The following is a 19,756-nucleotide window of genomic DNA, read 5'->3' as shown; positions in this document are numbered from 1 at the left end:
GATGTCAAAGATCGCGCCCTGCCTGTGGTTCGCCCGCGAGGCCGAAGAGGCCGCAAACTTCTATGTCTCGCTGTTGCCGGATTCGCGGGTCGACCGGGTCCAGCGCAGCCCCATCGACAACCCCTCCGGCAAGGCGGGAGACGTGCTGGTGGTCGCCTTCACCCTCGCGGGGCAGAGCTTCATCGGGCTCAACGGCGGCAAGGCGGTGCCCTACACCAACGCCGTGTCGTTCACCATCAATTGCGACGATCAGACCGAGGTCGACCGTCTCTGGGACGCGCTGATCGCCGACGGTGGCAGGCCGGTGCAATGCGGCTGGCTGAACGACCGCTGGGGCGTTCCGTGGCAGATCGTGCCGAAAGGCTTCACCGAAATGCTCGCCGACAGCAACGGCGAGGGCGCCAAGCGCGCCATGGCAGCAATGATGGGCATGGTCAAGCTCGACCTGGCGGCGCTGAAAAAGGCCTATGACGGCGGCTAGACGCCCGGCTTAAGTGCCTGATCGGGCGGCAATACCGACCCGGCCGCGAAATCGGCGGCCGGGCGGCCGGAACGTCGATTTCCGGTCCGGCTTTGCTTGACATCGAGTCGTCCGACTTCTTATATGCCGCGCGTTCGCAAGGGTGGTTTGAACCCCTGCAGACACCGTGGCGAGGTAGCTCAGCTGGTTAGAGCACGGGAATCATAATCCTGGGGTCGGGGGTTCGAGTCCCTCTCTCGCTACCATTAGCCTTCAGGGTACTAACTCCCCGAATTCTTCAATGAAATCAACGAATTTTGCCCTTGTGGTCGTCGTCGGTGTGTTCCGTGTCACATGGATCGCTCACACCGAACGCCGCCCTCGGCAATGATGTGATCGGCGAAATGCGACACGTCCGGGCGGGAGCCGCGTAACGGCGCGCTCGAACATCTGGAATTCGACTCCGAGGAGACGTTCGCCGCGTTGCAGGCGGCAATCGCAGGGAAACACGCCATCGCGGGCGAGATCGTCCTGTTCCTCGAGGACGAGCCCGAGCCGGTCGATGGCAACGCCAAGCTTCGCGACAAAGCAGGCCGCGCCGGCGTCAAGGCGCATGTCCATCGTTGCCGCACGATCGAGGTCATCGTCCACTTCAGCCAGATCATCGACCTGGCGCTGCAGGTTCCTGAGCTGTCGCCGCGGGAGCTGGCCGTGCGGTTCACCGACGAGAAAAAGTACTTCGTCTCCGAGGCATCGGTCTATCGGCTGTTGAAGGCGCATGACCTGATCACCGGCCCGGCTTATGTGGTGATCAAGGCGGCGAACGAGTTCAAGGACCAGACCACCGCGATCAATCGGCTCTGGCAGACGGACTTCACCTACCTCAAGATCACCGGCTGGGGGTGGTATTATCTGTCGACGGTGTTGGACGACTTCTCGCGCTTCATCGTGGCGTGGCGGCTCGGCCCCACTATGTGCGCTTCCGACGTCACGGCCACGCTGGACCAAGCTCTGGCCGCATCGGGCCTCGACAGCGCCACCGTTGTGCATCGGCCAAGGCTGCTAAGCGACAACGGCGCATCCTATGTTGCAGGCGATCTGGCTGACTTGCTCGAGGACAAGGGCATGCTGCATGTGCGGGGCGCACCCTATCACCCACAGACCCAGGGCAAGATCGAGCGTTGGCACCAGACCCTGAAGAACCGATCCTACTGGAAAACTATTATTTACCCGGAGATCTCGACCGACAGATTGGAGCCTTTGTCGAGCACTACAATCATGTTCGATATCATGAGAGCATCGAAAACGTCACACCTGCCGACGTTTACTTCGGCAGAGCGCAGACGATCCTCGCAGAACGCAGACGCATTAAACTTGCCACCATCGCGAACCGACGCTTGCAGCACCGACTGCAGGCCGCTTAAACTCTAACCCTGATGAGCCAGAGCCTCTCTTCTCGAAATGCCTGATCAGTCTCAAATTGCCTGACGACGGACAGCTATCGACCACCGGCACTACGCCGGTGCTCCCTTCGCGCCACAAGCGCCCCCTTGAACCACAACGGCGACGAATTCACCTACTCCCTCCACCAATCTCCCCCGTCCGTTGGCAAATTGTCGATCAACCGCAGCAGTGCAGGCACATCGCTCTTAAATGGTACACGCTAAGCTCTCATTGACGCGTCGAATGGCCGTCGTTCACTGATCGCCGGACGGCCTGTTCGGGACCCATGTGGCGATTGGAGGCTACGGCTCATCGAAGTTGCGCTGTTCGGTCGCCGTCAGTTTCTGTCGTTGCGCCGGCAACAAATCTCCCGAACCGATCACCTGAACCAGGCCGGCCGGATCCTGGTTCAGGCTGCGGCGATCTTTTTGCCGTCGCGGTCGTCGCCGCCGGTCGGCGCTTGACCCTCTCCGCCGCCATAGCCGAGCACTTCGACGATGATCACCGAGGGATTGTTGTTGGCCGCCGGTGCAGGCGTCGTCGTCTGCTGCGTCGCCGCCGTTGCGTTAGACGTCGACAGTGCGGCGCTGATGCTGGGCGCCTGTACCGTCGGAACACCCGACGACGATCCCTGCACCTGGATATTCGCAGCATTGACGATCTGCAGCGCCGCCAGATTGATATTGCCGGACACGCGGATGCCTGCTTCGCCGGCGTCGATGGTGCCGCGCGGCGCGATCAGGTCGATGTCGCCGGCTTTCACTTCGGGGATCGGATTGAGCGTGGCGATGCCGGCGCCCGACGACGGTACGGTCGGCGACAGCGTCACATTGCCATAGATGTCGTAGACGCGCTTCGGCGGCGTATACACCACCGTCGTCTTGGCGCCACGCCCGGCATTGATGTCGCCGTTCGCCGTCCATGCGATGATGTTGCCGCCGAACGTGGTCATGATGCGAGACAGGCCGAGCAGCACGCTGCCCTGGCTGTAGATCTGGATATTGCCCGACCCCTGCGTCACCAGGCCGGCCGTTGCAGGCGGTGCGATGCCTTCGACGCCGACCACCAGTTTGCCGGATGGCGTGAACATCTGGATGTCACCGCCGAACAGGGTCTGCACACCGGAACCACCGAACATGATGATGTCGCCCGACGATGCCGAGGCGTCCGGGAAAAGCGCCGCGATGGCGGCACGGCCACGCAGATAGCTGCCATAGCGGGAGCTGGTCGTGTCGTTATATTCGCGGCCGCCAGCGGTAAGCTCAGCGAAATAGACCTGCCGCAGGAAGATCTGCTGCTGCTCCGGTGCCAGAGCACCAAACGCGACGCGAGCCTCGGCAGCGGTTCCGGCAAAGCCGGTGCGCTGTTGCAGCCAGGCGACCAGCTCCTTCTCATAGGTCTTCGCCACCTTGCCCGAGCCGTCGAGCGGCGTGCCGGTCGGCAGCAGATTGGCGGGATCGAGATAGCGCAGCAATGCGTGATAGTCCGGCGCATTTGCACCGGTGCCGGCCAGCATCGTGATGCCGGCACCCAGACGGGTGTCGCCGGCGATGGCCGGGCCTACCGAGCTGACGCGGCCTTTGTCGGCCATCAGAATGTTGCGGCCGGCAGAGATCTGCAACGAACCGGGACCGGCGACGCTGAACGAGCTGTACAGGATATCGCGACCGGCGGAGACCATCGACACGTCGGCGACGTTACGGTGGATGAAGAAGTTGTCGGCGCTGGAGTAGCTGATCGGACTCGAGGTCTGTTCGTCTTGACCGATCGGGGTGCCGCTGCTGACGATGTCGCGTCCCGCCATCATCCGCGTCGGACCGCCCTGATATCTCTTCTGCCCCGCACGTCCGGCATCGCTGGTATCGAAGCTGGTCAAACGCCCGCTGCTGACACCGACAAGGTCGCCGATGACGGCATAGAAGCGCGCAGGATCAGTGATGCCGGCCCATTCGGCCGATGCACTGTCTGGCCCGAAGGCGAACAACGGAAGCGCGGCGGCGCGATTGCCGGTCGCAGAAACGTTGCTGCGAGCCTCTCCTCCATTGCTCTTTCCGGAAAAAGCTGGCCGGAACGGCGTCGCCATCGCGGCGCTGGCCGCAGTGGACTGGCTGACGGTGAAGCCCTCGGCAAAGATCGATCCTTTGGCGAGGAATTCGAGCCTGCTATTCGCCGACGGCGCCAGCAGTAGGTCGCCGATATCCAGGGAGTTGCGATTGTAGTCTGCCGCATAGCCGTAATACAGGCTGCCGCTGGCGGCTACCGCGGTCAGGATCGACGGGTAGACATAAGCGAGGTCGGTGGCTGCAATGCCCTCCCCGGCGGTGATCGGCGTCAGATCGCCGCCGGCACTGAACAGGTTGATGGCACTATGCGCGGTCCACAGCGAGAACCAGCTATCGCCGCGGCCGTTCGCGCCGCCCAGCGTGAATCCCGGTTGGTTCGCCAGCGTGACGCGCCCCGGATCGTTGACACCCTTGATCACCAGATCGCCGCGGGTAGCTATGTTGTAGCTGGCGTCGCCCGGCGCCAGCACGATGCCGATCTGGGCAAACGCCTTGCCGGCGCTGAACGGATCGGTAGCGCGGGTGTCGCGCACCGAGGCCTGCGTATAGTCGAGCGGCAGCACGCCGAGCCCACCGGCCTGCAAGCTCACATTGCCGCGCAGGTTGACGATCGCGCCATTGAGCATGGCGTTCTTGTCGGCATTGTCCTGATTTTGCGCCGCATTGAGCGTAAAGGCGTTGAGCGTGCCGCCAATGCGCATGTCGATATCGCCGCCGCCGGTCAGGCTCAGGCTGCCGTCGGCCAGCACACGGCCGGTGCTGCCCACGGCCAGAACCAGGCCCTCGCTGCGCAGATTGACGCCATTGGCCTCATACACGCCACCACGCTGCGCCAGAATGCCGGCATTGCCGCCGACATCGACGCGCAAATTGCCGCCGCCCAGCGTGCCGAAGCCGGTGAAGCCGACCATCTGATCCGCGCCGGAAGCCCCCGGCACATAGGTGCCAAAATTGATGAACCAGGCGGTCGCCTGATCGCTGCCCCCGCCGAGCGTGTTGCCGCTGCCCTGGCGCCACAGCCAGTTGCCGATGGCTGCCGTGTTGTAGCCGGTGTCCTGCGGGTTGGGACGGCCGAAGCCGGTGCCAGTCAGTTGCTGCATCACGTCGCCGGTCAGGTCGCCGCCGGCCCTGAGCGTCAGGTTGCCACCCCCGGTCGGATACCACGCACGCGCCGTGCTGTTGGGGCCATCACGCTTGACAAATTCCTCATAGGCGCCATCGGCATCGTTGAGCACGGTGCCGAGGCCACCAACGACTTTGGGCAGGCCGACCGCACGCGGCAGATTGTAGGGATCGTCGCGGTAAGTGGCCGCAGACGATGTCCCCGCGGTGTAGACGCCGTACAACGAGTCCATGCGCAGATTGCCGCCGGCCAGAAGTTCGAGATCCGCAGCACCGGTGCGCACCACACTGAAGCGGGTGCTGCCGGCCTTGGGAACGAACGTGTCTGCCGCCAGCTTCCCGCAATGCAGCGGGGTGCTTGTGCAATAGTCGATCGCGGTCAGGTCGGGTTGGAGATCGCCCAGGAATTTATCGGTGATGACGCCGCCAACGACGATGCCGGGTACAAATTCGTGGAGTTCGTCATAGGCAGTCTGCGTCCAGGTGAAGGATGCTTTCTGACAGTGCGCCGGGGTATCGCTGCAATACGAAGCCACGGTCAGGCCCGGTTGCAGATCGCCCAGGAATTGATCGGTGATGACGGCACCGACCACGATGCCGGGTATGAATTCGCTAAGTTCGTCGTAGGCCGCCTGCGTCCAGGTAAAAACGGCAGGACCCGGAACCGTTTTGCCGAACATGCCATAGTGATGATCGGCCAGCCGGATATCGCCGCGCTTCGGATTGGCCTGCACGATCCGGCTGTCCGCCGCCTCGGTGTCGGCGCCTGCGACCAGCCGCACCGACCACGACTGCGAACCTTCCGGCAGCATCTTCGCCAACGCCCATAGCGAGCCCTGGCGGGTGTTGACCGAGGGACGCAGATCGATGGATTCCACGCCGGCAGACAGCTTGATATTGGTCGCCGCTGGCAGCAAAGCGCCCAGCGGCAGCGTGGTGTCGCCGTTCAGTACATACAACCGGATCGCTGTATTGTTGCCGGTCGGATTGCCGATCTGCAGCGGCAGCGGCACACCAGCCGGCCAGACCAATGCCGCGAGCTGTGCGGTGCCCGGCAGGCGCATGCCGGCATCGAAACGCGTATCGGCCGGCAGCGTCACCGACGCTCCAAGAACGGTGCCGGCTGCATAGAGAACATTTCCGAAGGCGTCGCGCACGGTAGCGCTGAACACGGTCCCGGCCGGCACGGTGAGCGGCGCAGCGAGCGCGCTCGGCGCCGGGATCACGATGTTGGCGTCGAACTTCATCGCCTTGACCGGCAGATCGTAGTTCAGGGTCGTGCCGCCTTCATAGGCCGTGCCGTCGGCGATCACGACGCCGCCGCGCGGCACCACGATATCGCCGCCATTCAGATTGATGCCGGGCAGCAGCAGCCAGCCATTGTCGTCCTGCGTCGCCGGCGGCGGCGTAAAGCCGTCGGTGATGCTGCCGTAGATGTCGAGGTTGCCGCCGGCGCGAATTGTCAACGCACCGGGCTCGCCTGAACCGTACACGCCGGTTTTCTGGCTGTTCGGATTGACGCTGTCATAGCGATATTTGGACAGGTCGAGATCGCCCTGCACAACCAGGTCGCCATCGGGCGTCGCGCTGATAATCTCGACGCCGGGACGCAGATGGAAGGCATCAGTGTAGGCGCGCAGACCGGCAAGCTTGTTGTTCATGAGGTTGCCGTTGACGCGTGCAGCATTCATGAACAGCTCGGTCTGGACGTTCTTCCTGTCTAGATAATCCTGTGTGATCACCTGATATGGCCGGCCGCTCGCCGCAGGATCGGTGCCGGGGTCCGCATCGCTATAGCGCCACGTCGCATTGACGGCGATCGAGCGCGCGCCACGAATATCCAGCGCGCCGCCGGCATCGATGCGGACGTCGCCGCTGGTCTCGCCGGTTCGGCCCGCGTAGAGTTCGAGCGTGCCGAGCGCCAGGCCATCGTTCTGATACGCTGCACTGCCGGTCTTCGCATCGGTACCGTGGCGCAGATCGATTCGCGCGCCCGAGGCCAGCGTCAGCGTGCCGTCACGCGAGGTCAGATCGACGATCGCGCGGTTCGGTGCGTCGATGATCTTGCCGTAGCTGTCGACCCGCAGCGTGCTGCCATGGGCGTCGAGCAGCGCGCCGCTCGCGATGGTCAGGTTGTTCTTCGCCGCCAGCACGATGCTGCCGACCTGCGCACCGCTGGCATCGATAGTGCCGATCACCGTCAGGCTGCCATTGTCGAGGGAGACATCGACTTCGCCGGCCTTGACGTCGTTGCCGATCGTCAGGTCGCCCTGCTTGAACTGGAAGCTGCGCGCGCCGAACACGCCACCCGCATTCAGGCGCTGGTTCAGCGCTGCGAATTGCGTATCGAGCGTGCCGGTGTCGCCCAGCCGCTGGCCGCGGATTTCGACCATGGCAGCCTTCCAGGGCACCAGCGTGCCGCCGGCATCGTAGACGCCGGACGTGCTGCCGAGGATGCTGCCCTCCAGATCGACCACACCAGCGAGATCCGCCAGCGCGGTCGCCTTCAGCGAACCGCCGCGGTTGTTCTGTGCCGAGAGATCGATTACCGAACCCGCCGCCTGGCGGATGCTGCCGCTGCGGCTATTGAGGACGACATCGCCGCCCCAGCTATATTTGTTGACGTCGTTGAAAGCGACGGTGCGGCCGGCCATGTCGATCGTCGCCCGGTCGGTCAGCGTCAGGTCACGTTCGGCTGTCACGGTCAGCTTGCCGCTGGGCAGCGACAGCAGCGTGTCGATACTGACGTCCTGCCCGGCAAGGCTGAGTTCGGCGCCGAGCGAGGCATCCTTGGCTGGAGCAGCTGCCCCGCTCGCCGGCGCCCTCAGCACAAGGGAACCACCAGCTGTGATCTTGTTGACCGAGCCAGCCCCGCCGGTGACCAGCGGTGCCGTGATCGTCAGGTTGCCGCCGCTATAGGCGTAGCCGGTCGCCGCCTGATAGGCGCCCTGCGACTGGTAGACGGACAGGCTGCCCTTCTGGTTCGCTGTGATGCGGTCGCTGGCGCGCAGGTTGACGTTGGCAAAGCCGAGCGCCAGGCGAGCATCGATGCTGGTGCCGGTCGGCTGGCTGCCGGGGCCGTAACCGAACTCGATACGCGCGGCCTCGATGTTGAGCGTGCCGCTGCCGGTCCCTGCCCCGCCGTTGACGACCGTGGCGGGTGCGGTGGTCGCGCCCTTCCAGATCAGGTTGCCGGTGCGGATCGTCGCCACATCGCCGGCAATGCCGCTGCCATAGATCGCGGGCGTGCCGAGCACCAGCGTATCCAGCGTCGATCGGCCGGTGACCGGATCGATCGTATCCAGCGTCACGTTGCCGTAGAAGTTGACCGAGTTGGCCGCGCTCAGCACCAGCGTCTGCAGGGCGGGCGCGCCATATTGCGTGTCACCGCGTAGCAAGCGATTGAGCACGCTTTGGTTCAACGACAGCCCAGCCGGCAGTACATTGCCGGCTGCCGCAGCCGCCAACGCCGCACTGTCACCCACATTGATCCCCTGCACGGCAAGAGTCAGATTGCGCGTGCCGTAGCGCACCGCGTCGTCGAGCGTGAACTGGCCCGACGTGGATAGCACGATGGTGCCTTCCGAATAGATCTGCGTTTCACCGGCGCATACCGTGAGGCAGCCGCCGATGAGCAGGTTACCCGACGGTGTCTCGCCCACCGGCGGCAGCATGCTGAGCACGCCGTTCGACACCGCCACCATGGATACCGCCTGATCGGGCCTTCCGATGCTGTAATGGAAGCCGTCCGCGGCATCATAGGCGGCCCTGCCGCGCCCGAGCGTATTGATGCCGGCGCCCTGCTCAATAGAGAGATTGCCGACCGCCGAGAGGAACACTTCCGGCGCGGACAGCACCGCACCCGATCGCAGCACCAATTGGCGCGCACCGAGACCAGTGCCGACAATTGTGCCGGTCTTGCCGTAAGTCAGGTATTGTGGGCCGCCGACCACCAGCCGCGATGCGCCTACGGCGCTGAGGGCGCCGGCGTCGAGCGTCACGCCGCCGAAGCCGGCCGTCGCCTGCGTCCCTGCTGCAACGATCTCGATGTCGTCAGTCTCAGAGCTGTAGCCGCCCGTCGTCACGGTCAGCGATCCGCCAAAGCCACCTTTCGCGACGCCAAACCGGCTCTCGCCACTGAAGCGGAACGCATCGGCCCCCTTGCCCGCTTGGAGGTTCAGACGCAGCGACCTGGCGTCGGCCTCGATCATCGCGCGCGGCACGCCGATGCGCAGTGCGTCGGCTCGCACGAAGTCCGCATAACTGGTTTCGTCATATTTCGAGTAGCTGCGCATCACGGCGCCCGAGGTGAGGATCACCTGACGGGATAGGCTCTCGGCAATGCCGGTATTGGCAATGCCGAGTTGCGCGGACGCAGCCCAAGAGCCGTTGGCCAGCGCTAGACTGTTGATCGGCGCGCTGTGGGTCATGCCGCCGTTAAGCTCGACACGGAATGCGCCGGGCAGCAGCGCGTAGCTGGCGGGCATCAGCGTATAGGTCCCCGCCGGCAGACCAGGAATGTTCTCACGCAAAGTGATCTGCTGACCGACGACCGGATCGAGCGCACTGCGTTCGCCGCCAGCCGGGGCATAGACGCGCTGGGCACCGGGAACGATGGCGTAGACCGGATTGGTCGCAAGGCCGGGCTGGGTGATCTTGCCGCCCACGACCTGCATCAACGATGCATAGCGCGCGTCGGTGGAGCCGCCGCGGCCGGAAACAAAACCGGCGCCGCGCAGTTCGCCGCCGCCCGACATATCGAGCACTGCGCCGTTTCGCACATCGACCTGCGTGCCGGTCAAAGTCAGGCCGATCAGCAGGGTGCCGCCGAACGAACCGCCGCCGGCGCCGATGCCAGTCAGGCTGACAGCCTTGCCATCATAATTGTAGGTCAGTCCGTCGATCGTGCCGCCATAGGGCATCTGCAGGCCGGCGCCGCTGACCGAAGTCACGCTGCCCGGCAACAGGACTACCTTGCTGCCGGTGCCGCCGAGCTCGAGACGGCCAAGAGGCGCTCGCAACACGCCGCCCTGTTCGATCGTTCCCGCATTGATTGTCAGGTCGCCGAAGGCCGAATACGGCACCGATGGCACACCGGCGCCGTTGGATTCGATGCGCAGCACCTGGGCTGGATCGTAAACCAGCGATCCGGCCACGGAGCTTTGGCCCACCTTGATCTGCGCCCTGACGCCGGTGGCCGGATAGATCTGCGCCGCCTGCAAGGTGACGCTGAGCGGGCTGGTCAGCACCGTGCTGACAACCGGGGCATTCGGGCTGACGCCCTGCACGAAACGGATATCGCCCGCGCTGCGCAGGGTGGTGATGCCGGCACCGAGAGAGACGGTGTCGCGAATATCGATCAACTGCGCGCTCACGTCGAGATATGCGCCGGACGGTGCCGGGCGCGGCAAGCCGCCGACCGACTCGCGGCTGACATCCGGGCTTTGCGACGTGCTGGCGTAATTGTTCTGGCCAAGCCGCACATAGGCAGAGCCCACCGCAACGCGGCTATCGAGCGGCGCGTTGGCGCCGAGGATCAGCCCGGAACTGTAGAGATCGATGCTCTGCGCGGTGCGCAGGTTCAGCGCTCCGTCGAAGGCGATGGCCGGGCTCATGACGGCGAGATTATCGAACCCGCCATGAGCCACGGTGTCGGTGCCGAGCCTCGCATAGCCATAGACCAGGGCTGGATCGGCGGCACCGGCCTGAAGATCCCCGCGAGAACGGAGCCGCCCTGCTTGTCGGCGATCACGATCTCGCGCAACGCCCGCACGCGCGCATCGGCAACCGGATAATCGACATTACTGCTCCTAAAACGGTATTCGAGCGTCTGCAACGCGACGTTCAGGCGACCGCCCGCGGCGCCGGCACCGCCAGCACGCGCGATCATCGTGCCGTCGAGATACAATCCATTGTTGGAGATCAGCGAAATGCTACCGCCATTGCTGGCGACATCGACGGCGCCCAGCCCCGGAATATCGAGCGTCGCGACAGCGCCCGACGCGTCGAGCACAGCGCCGGGGCGAATAACGATGAAGTTCTCCGCAGCAGTCGCCTGCCCGAGCGCGGAGTCAATCTCGCCACCGATAACGATGCTGCCGCCATTGCCGACCAGACCATAGCGTCGGCCCCGCGCATCGTGTGCGACCACCGCCTTTGCTGCCACATCCAGCCGCGCCGTCTCGCCGATCCAGATCGAACGGCTGTTGACGGTGCGCGTAGCACGCTCAGCTTCCGTCCCGGCGAGCGAAACGGTCTTCAGCGTGATGTTGCCACCCGCGGAATGCAGCGTGCCGTCCACCGTCAGCTGGCCGACGCTGCTCAGGGCAATGGACTTTCCAGGATCGACATTGATCGCGGCATTCTTGCCGACCGTCAGGCTGACCGATGCCAGATCGCGCGCCAGGGCCAGATTGCTGCCGGCCTGCAAGGTCAGGCTTGCGCCGCCGCGCAGCGTCAGTGCGCCGGTCAGCGCGTTCTCGGCGTAGAGCGGTGGCGTCCAGACCTCGAGTCCGGCGGTGGCCGGGTCCGATCCGGAAGCCAGACGGTAGACCGGCATCGTGACATCCACGATCGCACCGTCGGCCACCGTCACGCCGCGATTGCCGATGATCGCGTAAGATCCGAACCCCTTCGAGAAGAAATTGGCTGCCAGCGCCAGCGTGCCGGCTTGACTGACGCCGGGCTGATCACCGATTGCGGCGCGACCCGCCTGCAGTGCCAGCGTTCCGCCGCCCGTAAGGCCGTAGCCACGCAGTTCACCGGCGAGCGTGAGGTCGCCCGTTGCATCGATGCTGTTGAGATTGGCCGTCAGCGTGACATTGCCGCCGCGGCCGCCCTGGATCTTTCCGGTGCGCAGCAGTCCGACGCCAGACGACACATCGATCAGCGCCTTGTCCTCGAGCACGACATGCTGGGTCGATTGCAACGAAACCGAACCGCCATTGAGATATGCGAGCGCGTTCAATCCGGAGGCATTGGTGCCGTCGCTCCGGAGCCCGCTGACATCGAGCACAGAGCCGGCACGCACCGCGATCCTTGACGTCCCGTTCGAGGTGAGGCTTACCGTGCCCAAGGCCGAGGCGGAAAACACATTGGTGGCGTTGATCGACCCGCCATGAGCCGTCACGTCGGCCTTGATGTTGACGACGGCCGCCGTCATGTCGAGCGTACCACCATGGGCGAGCGCGAGATCGCCATCGATGGTGATGGTCTCGCGGGTGCCGATCTCGATACGACCGAGGCTCTGCTCGCTGAGGCGGCCGGCATCAAGCCACACGGTCTTGGCACGGTCTGCAGGCAGGGCATCACCCGCACCGAGCCCGGTCGTGCCATCGGCAATCGCGCCGATCCGGACATCGCTGTTGTACAGGTTGGTGCGCCCGAGCGCGGTGTATTGCCCGATCCCTAGCGCGGCGGCCAGCGGCGCCGCATTCTGCACCTGCTTGTAGCCGTCGGCGACATTGGCGGCACGTGCGCTGTTCTGGCGCTCGCCCGCGACGACGTCGGCAATGATCTGCGCCTCGAACATCGCGGTCGGCGTCGACAGGTTGAGCCGTCCGGCATCGCGGCCCACGGTGTAGCCGGCCTCATAGCGCCACGACGACGAGCGGTCGAAGATGCTGGTCCAGATTTCGGTGAGCTGGTCGGCGACCTTGCCCTGGATATTGTGCTGACGCATGAAGCCGCCGGCCGCGCCGATGAACTTCATGTCGGCCGGCGCGTTATCGAAGCTGTAGATGCGACCGTCCGAGCCGATCAGCTTGGTGGAATAGATCCGGCCGCCATCGTAGCTCACCGATCCGCCGGAGATGTCGAACTTGGCGCCCGCCTGCGCGACGACGTCCGGCGCCGCCAGCGTGATGGTGCCGCCCAGCGCAGTCCATTCGCCGATCTTGTGGGCGGTGTTGGAGAGATAACCGCCGAGTTCGAGCAGACCGCCCTTGGTATAATAGCGATCGCCGGCATAGCCGCCCGTTCCGGCCGGCAGCAACACGAGATCGCGGATGTCGATCCAGACATTCTTGTTGATCAGCGCGCCGCTGTCGCGATTGACCGGCGAATCCCTGAGTTCGTTGCCCTGGACGTTGACCTGCACCTGATTGGCCGACATCGGCAGCAGCACATTACGGGTGCCGGACACGTCGAGGCTCGATCGGCTCTCGACGAACACGCGTGTGCCGGCGCTGACGGCGATCTGGCCGCCCTGCGCCATGGTCTGCGACTGGTTCTGAAAATTGACCACGCCGCCGGTGACGATCTCGATACGCGACTGGTCCTGTCGGTCCGCCAGAATCGACAGATTATCGAACGCCCCCGTGGAGCTGGCGGCGCGCAGCTTGTTGGCCTCCGTTGACGCCGCAATCAGCGCGTCGCGCTGGCTATCGAGCGCGGTCTCGCTGCTCTCCAGTTCGGGCAAAATGGCGGTGACGCTTCCTGCTGCAAGCGTCACGCTGCCCTTGCTGTCCGCCGCCGAATTGGCCAGATGGATCGTGCCGCGGGTATTGACCGAACTTGTACTCAGCAGCACGCCGCTTTGCGCGAGCGTGCGTCCGGCCAGCGTGATGTCGCCCTGCTGGGCGAAGATCACACCGCTATTGCCGACGCGGCCACTGGCGCTGCCGACTCCGATGGTGGTCGAGATCTCGATGCCGCGCGTCGTCGAGGTCGCGTTGCCTTCGGTACCGAAACCGCGGCGCAGAATGAAACTCTCGCCGGCTGCGAGCAACGTCTGGCCCTTCGGCGTCGAGATGCTGCCGGCATTCTCGACCTCGCTGCCGATCATCAGGACGGTGCCGCCGCCGGATGTCACCGACGATGGCGCGCGCGTCGAGATCGAGGCGCCGGCCTCGACGACGACCTTGCCGCCGGCCGCGGTGAAGCTCGGCGCGTAGATGTTGCCGGTCTGCGTGCTGTAGATGCCGTTGGCTCGAAACTGGCTGTCGGCGATGTCGGCGGTTGAGGCGATCAGCGAGCCGACATTGACCTGCGAACTGCCGCCGAAAATGATGCCGCTCTGATTGATGACATAGACCTGACCGTCGGCCTTGATGTTGCCGAGGATCTGGCTCGGGCCGGTGGCATTGTTGACGCGGTTGAGCGCGACCCAATTGCTGTTGCCTTGCTGATCGAAGGTCAGCGTGGTGCGCGCGCCGACGTTGAACGACTGCCAGTTCAGGATCGCCTGCTGCGTCGTCTGGCGGATGCCGACCTGGGTCTGGCCGGAGGCATCGACCGATTGTGTCGGCGTATTGGCGCCTTGCCATGTCGTCACCGCATTGGCCACGCCGTTGCGAGCCAGGCCGGAATCGGGCACCAGGCCGCCGGGCGCGAGACCGTTGGCGATGCCGAGCGGCGCCGTGGTGGACAATTCGCGCGCCTGCGCCGCCGCCCGCGCGGCGGCCTGCGCCGCCTGCATCGCCTGCACCGAGCGGCTCAGCGCATCCTGACTCTGCTTCGCCGCCGACACCGCCTGCTGCGCCGCCATCGATGCCGCATCGGTTGCTAAATTCGGTGCTGACAGCACCGCAGTGCCGCCGTTGAGCGGGCGGGTCTGCGCACCGCTGCCGGCCACCAGCACTCCCAGGACACTGACACTGGCCAGTAAGGCGCCATTACGCAAAGCACGGCTGCGCGACGATTTCTGGCTGAAGAACGGGCGATGGGTCATGGGACGCGTCTTTCAGTCGATCTATTCAACACATGGCATGGCGGCGATCGCAATCGCCCTGCGTCCCTCCTCTCACGACAAGTTCGATCAGGCGCAGCGTATTGCTGTCCCGAAGACGAACGCCGGGCGCCCCGAACCGCCAATAAAATTAATGAAACATTTGTGACGTCGGGGCGCCGATGCCGCCGGCATCAACTTAGGAAGGCCAGCCCGCCAGGCAAGGTTCTCAGATGCAGCCCGAACAGATGTGCGATCTTCGGAACGACTTCGTCGATCCGGTCGAGCCTGAAGGTCGCATCGAGTAACAGGCGACCGCTCCGTTCGTTGGTCAGGACGATCCTGCCGCGCCGGTAGCGATTGATCTCCGGGATCACCTCCGCCAGCGGCTGGTTGTCGAACACCAGCAGGCCTTGCCGCCAGGCACCGACGACCCTGCCTTCGGTCGACGTGAGGTCGCCAAGCCCGTGCGGGCTGTAGGCGATGCGCTGCCGCGCTGCCAGTGTCACCGTCTGGCTGCCGCATTCGATCTTCACTTCGCCATCGAGGCAGGCCACCGAGACGTTGTCGGCATCACGACGCAGATCGAACGTCGCCTGCGTGGCGGAGGTGCGGCCATTGCCGGCCATCACCACGAACGGTCGCGCCGGCGCCGATGCGCCGGGCGCAGTGCTGACCGCAATTTCGCCGCCCAGCAGGTCGATCCAACGGGCATTACCTTCGCCTTCGGCGGACACGAGGCTGGTGCGGGTGTTCATCTCGACAGATGTGGTGTCGGCAAAGGCGATCTGGCGGCGCTCACCGACATCGGTGCGATAATCCGCGCCCAGTTCGGCCAAGGATGGCCACAACTCAAGCGGCGGACGCACGGCCAGATAGACCGCACCGCCCACCGACGCCGCCATCGCGCCGCCGATCCAGGCCCGCCGCGTCAGCGCGCGCATGGCGTAGACTTCTCGCGATGTATGGGCGGTCGCCTGATTTGCGACAATATTCAGCGCAGCGCTCCGCAGCAGATCCCACTGCGCATTGGCCAGCGCGAACGCTTTCCGGTTCGCCGGGCTTTCGGCTCGCCACCGCGCCAGGGCATCGAGATCTTGCTGGCTCACGTCTCCCGAACGCAACCGGACGACCCAGCGACGTGCCGAGCACAGCGGATCATCGGATTCGTCCACATTAGTCGTCACGGTCATCACCCCCGGTGCGCTGCCGCGCTTTCTCTATCGACAAGACGTTCCCCACGTGGGCAACCCGCCGCTTTCCGGCAAAACTTTCTATTCGCTTGCCGCAATGGCCGAATGCGCGGCTCATCTCCCGTTCGACCGAGCGAAGCGAAATGCCAAAACGTTTGGCAATATCGCGATAGGTCAATTCTTCCGTCAGCGCCGCAAGGAAGATGGCGCGGCGTCGCTCCGGCAATTCCGCCAGAACCCGCTCCAGCGCGGTCATTTCTGACTGCATGGAAACGATCTGCTCCGGGTCGAGTTGGTCGTCGTCGGCACGCAGCACCGATTCGAAACTGGCCTTGTCGAACCAGCGTCGGTCCGCGCGATGGCGGTCCACCGCCACATTGAGCGCCATGCGGTAAAGATAGGATTCCGGACGTCGGACCGCCGTGGTGTCGTTGAGATGGCCCAGACGGATCCAGGTTTCGTGCAATGCTTCGGCCGCGACATCCGCCGAACCGACGCGGCGCGTCAGCCGCCGCTTCAACTCGTCATAGCCTGTGATCAACAGCTGGCGAAGCAAGGTGGGAGCGGAATCGGCCATGAAGATGCGCTGTCAGCGATTCGAAGCACGGCACAAAGCGGGCGCGCCGACGGCACAAGGGCCGCTGTCGTGCGTGTAGCCCGGGAAACCACCAGCGCAACCGGCTGCGAAAATTCCGCAGGCGGAGGCGTTCCGATTGTTATTTTCGACATCGCCACGTCGACCGCAAGATCGCGAGCGTCATCCCCGGTCGTGTCGAGCCGTTTCGAGCGTACGATCTCGCCGCCCGGTCCGATCCACAGCTTGAGCGCCAACCGGTAGTGACCGGGCGCCGTGACGGCATCGCTGCACAGGCCCAGTCGCACAGCGCGCTGAATTTCCGCAAAATAAGCCTCGACGGTTGCCGATGGCGCTGTCGGTTCGGTAGCGCTCAACGTGATCGTCCCCGGCGCATATTCGCGCGCGATCAGGTTCGATCCTGTCAGCAACAGTGTCAGGGCTTGGCGCGGCGGCATGGCACCCTTGACGGGAAAAGACCGACGACCGGCCGCATGTCGCGCATCGACCAGAACCTCGACGCCAGTGGCCGCACTAAACGAAAAGAGCGCCCTCGCCAAGGGCTGCGCCGGAATGTCAAGGCTCACGGCCTGCTGGGCAGACACCGCACCGACTGACAAGGCACAAACAACCGCCAGCATCGGACATGACCATGCGCTGCGGAACGTAACGACAGCGGGCGACAGTACTCGACTCTCGTTTGGCGAAACGCACGCTTTGCTCATGCGGCGTCCTAATCGCTAAATATTACACGAAGATGTCACATAGCTGCCTTGCTCCCTTGGATGTAAGCGGCTCGTTCAATATCCCAGCAACGAGCGGCCGCTTTGCGCCAGAAGCGGTCGTGCCGGGAACGGGAGGATCGATGTGTCGTCGTCCTGATGCAGCGCCATTCATGACCTCCATGTCAGGGCTGCACGACGACAAGAGGCGAAAGTTTGCGGCGTTCTTCCAGAGTCAGATATCTGCTGTCCGCCTCCCCCAGCGCGCCGTCGCCCAGCACCTGAACCGCACTTCCCGTATCATAGCTGGCTGTCCGGTTTGGCACGGTCAGGTCCGATCGTTTCTCGTTGGCCTTCTGACGTCGCTCTTCCTCGGAGTTGTTGTCGCCGCCGCCGTAGCCGAGCACTTCGACGATGATCACCGAGGGATTGTCGTTCTTCGCGGGCGTGGGTGACGTTGCCTGCTGGGTTGCGGCCGTCGCATTGGAGCTTTCAGTCAGTGCGACGATATTGGGCGCCTGTACGGTTGGAACGCCGGTGGTCACGCCGCCGACCTTGATATTGTCGGCATTGACGATCCGCAGCGCCGCGATCGACAGATCGCCCGAGACCCGCAGCCCGGCGTCGCCGGCGTTCACCGTGCCACGCGGCGCGATCAAGTAGACCTTGGACTTGCGCGCAGTGGGCGTCGATTGCAGCGCGGCGATGCCGGCACCGGTAACGCCGCCGAGCACATCGACCGTCATGTCGGCATTCTGGTCGATATGCGCCACGATCGGCGGGAAGTTTGCGCTAGTCTTGGCACCCTGGCCGGCGTTGAGGTCGGCGTTCGACGACCACATCACGATGTCGCCGCCCTGCTCGGTGAACAGCCGGCTCTGATTGAGCAGGAAATCGCTGTCGGTAAACGTGTAGATATCGCCGCCGCGCAGCGTTAGCACGCCTTCGTAGCCCGTCGGAATGCTGCGGATTGTGGTCGGAAGACCGGCAGCCAAAGCGGCGCCGCCCGAGAACAGCCGGCCGCCGTCAAAGGTGCGCCGCGCCGCCTGCTGGCTGGTGGCGACCACCGAGCCGGCGATCACCCGGCCGCCGGGGCCGAGAATGCTGATGTCTCCGCCGAACATGGTCTCGATCGCAGCCAGCCGCAGGTCGAGATCGCCGGTGGAGACCAGCGCGCTGTCGCCGGCGCCGCCGGTCAGGCCGTTGGCGGTGTAGCCAAGGGACGCCGGGAACAGCGTGTTCACCGCGGCATAGCCGCGGGAATATTTCAGATAGGACACGCCCTTCGGATCGGCGGTCGCAGCCAGTTCGTTGAAGTAAACCTGCTTGATCAGGAAGGCGCGCTGCCGCAGCTGCGGCAGGGTGACGAACACCGCATAGGCGTCGTCGGCACTGACGTCGGTGGTGTTGTAGGCGCGGAGCAGCTCGGTCCTGGCATTGCTTCGCATCCAGGACACAAGCTTGGCGCTGTAGTCGCCGAGCGCGTTGGCGGCGCTGCCGGGCGCCACATAGGCCTCGCGCAGCCCGGCGTAATCGGCGCCCTTGCCGGCGCCGAACGCCACATTTATGTCGGCGCCTTCAGCCGGCAGATAGGGATTGCGCTGGTTGCCGACCGACAGGATGCCGCCGCCGAAACTCTGCAACTTACTCGTCGGCACACCAAAACCGTTATCGATGACTTCCAGGCTGACAGAAGAATTCAGGAAAGGGCCGAGATTGCGGCCCGCTTCCACGAACAGATCGCCCGGCCCCCAAGAATGATGGCGTTGCCTTGCAACGCCGGCCGCGCCGCGCCGTAGATATAAGTATAAAGGCCAGAATTTGCATCGTACGCGACATTCGTGAGCGGCTGCACCAGCTTCGTCGTCGCCGTGATGTCGCGCCCCGCGACGATCCGGGTGATGTCGGTGTCGGCGAGGTTCTGGCCGAAGAACATCATGTTAACGATGTCGCGGCCGGCGGAGACCCGCGCCTGCTTCGGGATCGACAGCGTCAGGCCCTGCGCCGCGGTGCCGACGTCGTGGCCGGCATAGAGATAGACCGGCTCGCGATCCTCGCCATGGGTCGCGACCTTGTTGTGCTGCTGCGACAGCGCGTAGTCGGTCGTGGTCGAAAACACCGCCGGAAAGTCGAACGGGATGCCGCCGGTGTAATAATCCCGATTGTTGACGTAGGTCGAAAACAACCCTGGCAGCTGCCCCGGATCGCTGTCGAGCATGGCAATGGTGGTGGGGGCAAGGTCGTGCCCGGCAAACAATTGCAACTGCCCGTGCGCGCTCGGCACTAACAGAATGTTTCTTGCGACATTGGCGCCGCCGGCAACCAAATTGACGTCACCGGTAATCGACGCAGCGATCAGCGAGGCGGGATAGATCGCCTTCAAGAAGGACGAGGTTGTCAGCAGATCGAAGGTGGTTGTTACCCCGCCTAAAGTGGCGCTTCCATTGTTGGTGACGGTGATGCTGCCATTGGCAAGCAGGTTAAGGCTGCTATAGGCCGAATAAAAGCCGTA

At 64.4% G+C, this 19,756-nt stretch carries 8 protein-coding genes, 1 tRNA gene and 1 pseudogene; 4 read left to right on the top strand and 6 right to left on the bottom strand.

From position 1 onward, the window contains the following. Position 1: 1 nt before the first annotated feature. From ONR75_RS07515 to ONR75_RS07505, 3 genes and pseudogenes are all read left to right on the top strand, one after another. Complete coding sequence (locus ONR75_RS07515; RefSeq protein WP_265082049.1) at positions 2 to 481, top strand: VOC family protein; 480 nt, start codon at positions 2 to 4, stop codon at positions 479 to 481. 168 nt (positions 482 to 649) lie between these two features. After that, positions 650 to 726 (top strand) — tRNA-Met (locus ONR75_RS07510). A gap of 391 nt (positions 727 to 1,117) precedes the next feature. Next, positions 1,118 to 1,884, top strand: a pseudogene (locus ONR75_RS07505) (transposase); the annotation flags it as partial. Positions 1,885 to 2,312: 428 nt separating this feature from the next. Here ONR75_RS07505 and ONR75_RS07500 read toward each other — a convergent pair. Beyond that, positions 2,313 to 10,703 carry a filamentous haemagglutinin family protein gene (locus tag ONR75_RS07500; RefSeq protein WP_265082048.1) on the bottom strand — a complete coding sequence of 2,797 codons (8,391 nt, stop codon included), beginning with the start codon at positions 10,701 to 10,703 and terminating at the stop codon, positions 2,313 to 2,315. Next, positions 10,700 to 14,758: a filamentous hemagglutinin N-terminal domain-containing protein gene (locus ONR75_RS07495; protein WP_265082047.1), complete on the bottom strand. Its 4,059-nt coding sequence runs from the start codon at positions 14,756 to 14,758 to the stop codon at positions 10,700 to 10,702. The genes ONR75_RS07500 and ONR75_RS07495 overlap by 4 nt, the downstream gene beginning before the upstream one ends. Here ONR75_RS07495 and ONR75_RS07490 point away from each other — a divergent pair. Continuing rightward, positions 14,757 to 14,924 carry a hypothetical protein gene (locus tag ONR75_RS07490; RefSeq protein WP_265082046.1) on the top strand — a complete coding sequence of 56 codons (168 nt, stop codon included), beginning with the start codon at positions 14,757 to 14,759 and terminating at the stop codon, positions 14,922 to 14,924. The two genes, ONR75_RS07495 and ONR75_RS07490, sit on opposite strands and share 2 nt — an antisense overlap. Positions 14,925 to 14,949: 25 nt before the next feature. Here the strand turns inward: ONR75_RS07490 and ONR75_RS07485 are convergent, their stop codons facing one another. From ONR75_RS07485 to ONR75_RS07470, 4 genes are all read right to left on the bottom strand, one after another. Continuing rightward, positions 14,950 to 15,948, bottom strand: a complete 999-nt coding sequence (locus tag ONR75_RS07485; protein WP_265083579.1) for a FecR family protein — start codon at positions 15,946 to 15,948, stop codon at positions 14,950 to 14,952. Beyond that, on the bottom strand, positions 15,932 to 16,525 hold the full coding sequence (locus ONR75_RS07480) for an RNA polymerase sigma factor (RefSeq protein WP_265082045.1): 594 nt from the start codon (positions 16,523 to 16,525) through the stop codon (positions 15,932 to 15,934). Before ONR75_RS07480 ends, ONR75_RS07485 begins: the two co-directional genes overlap by 17 nt. Next, complete coding sequence (locus ONR75_RS07475) at positions 16,486 to 17,163, bottom strand: STN domain-containing protein (protein WP_265082044.1); 678 nt, start codon at positions 17,161 to 17,163, stop codon at positions 16,486 to 16,488. Before ONR75_RS07475 ends, ONR75_RS07480 begins: the two co-directional genes overlap by 40 nt. A 266-nt stretch (positions 17,164 to 17,429) precedes the next feature. Further along, entirely contained in the window at positions 17,430 to 18,902 is a 1,473-nt protein-coding gene (locus ONR75_RS07470; RefSeq protein WP_265082043.1) for a filamentous haemagglutinin family protein, read from the bottom strand. Between the last annotated feature and the right edge of the window lie 854 nt (positions 18,903 to 19,756).

This window comes from Rhodopseudomonas sp. P2A-2r (assembly GCF_026015985.1).
Classification (GTDB): domain Bacteria; phylum Pseudomonadota; class Alphaproteobacteria; order Rhizobiales; family Xanthobacteraceae; genus Tardiphaga.
Note: the sequence above shows the minus strand (reverse complement) of the source record. Positions and strands in the feature narration are given on the sequence as shown.

What these genes read in the sequence shown, in the direction of transcription:
- ONR75_RS07515 (WP_265082049.1), top strand. Translation starts at nt 2, where the DNA reads ATGTCAAAGATCGCGCCCTGCCTGTGGTTCGCCCGCGAGGCCGAAGAG.
- ONR75_RS07500 (WP_265082048.1), bottom strand. Translation starts at nt 10,703, where the DNA reads ATGAGCCCGGCCATCGCCTTCGACGGAGCGCTGAACCTGCGCACCGCG.
- ONR75_RS07490 (WP_265082046.1), top strand. Translation starts at nt 14,757, where the DNA reads ATGGGACGCGTCTTTCAGTCGATCTATTCAACACATGGCATGGCGGCG.
- ONR75_RS07495 (WP_265082047.1), bottom strand. Translation starts at nt 14,758, where the DNA reads ATGACCCATCGCCCGTTCTTCAGCCAGAAATCGTCGCGCAGCCGTGCT.
- ONR75_RS07485 (WP_265083579.1), bottom strand. Translation starts at nt 15,948, where the DNA reads ATGACCGTGACGACTAATGTGGACGAATCCGATGATCCGCTGTGCTCG.
- ONR75_RS07480 (WP_265082045.1), bottom strand. Translation starts at nt 16,525, where the DNA reads ATGGCCGATTCCGCTCCCACCTTGCTTCGCCAGCTGTTGATCACAGGC.
- ONR75_RS07475 (WP_265082044.1), bottom strand. Translation starts at nt 17,163, where the DNA reads ATGCTGGCGGTTGTTTGTGCCTTGTCAGTCGGTGCGGTGTCTGCCCAG.